Source organism: Variovorax sp. P4_D9, assembly GCF_056401695.1.
In genome coordinates, this window is the sequence record NZ_JBFUIU010001650.1 from 1 (window position 1) to 772 (window position 772).

General features: G+C 63.2%; 1 protein-coding gene. It reads left to right on the forward strand.

Going from position 1 to position 772, the window contains the following annotated elements:
* On the forward strand, nt 1-340 hold a 340-nt coding region (locus AC1DY5_RS57535), incomplete at its 5' end, for a response regulator (protein ID WP_478123023.1).
* Nucleotides 341-772 lie beyond the last annotated feature (432 nt).

The window sequence follows — 772 nt, forward strand, 5'->3', positions numbered from 1 at the left end:
GCTGCAGACTGTACCGGGCGTCGCTGTCATCGGCCATGCGGGGGACGTGGCCAGCGCGCTGGCGTCCATCGCCTCGAGTCCTCCGGACCTTATCGTCCTGGACGCCAAGTTGCGCGGACGCGACCGCGGAATCGAGGTATTGCGTTTCGTCAGGCAGCACCATTCGAACATCAAGGTGGTCGTGCTTTCCCAGTTCAGCTGGGCCTCCGTGCGCAAGTGCCACATGGATGCCGGCGCCCTTGCGTACTTCGACAAGGGAATCGAATTTCAGCAGGCGCGAGACCTCATCGCCGACCTTGCGAGCGCCCGGTCCGCTGGGGCGTCCGAACTTGAGAGTTGAGCCGTGTCCGGTTCGTCCATGCTCCCGGAACTGGCTTCGCAGGGCCGGTAGCTTGCCCTTGACTGAAGATGGGCCGATGGCGTTGCCGAGTGCTTCGTTGGTATGGCCATCATCATGTTCGACCGACAACCCAGCCCTCACTTCTGCAGCCGCGGGCGACCGACCAGATTGGAAGGTGCCCTGGCCATTTCCAACAGCAATCCTTCGTCAGGGCTTCTCGCCGGCCTCGTTCTGGGTAGTACCGGGAATCTTCTCCCCGATTTTGTCGCCGACGCTTGCGCGTGCCCGTCCGCCGCATCAGTGCCGACTTTGTCGACCTCCTGCAATGGGCCCGATCGTCCCCCTGCCGCGACCAGCTTCAGTCGGGCAACAGCCGCCATTCATAGCGCGTTCCCAGTTCCGCTTCCGCCCTCGCCGTGAATCAACTTAGGC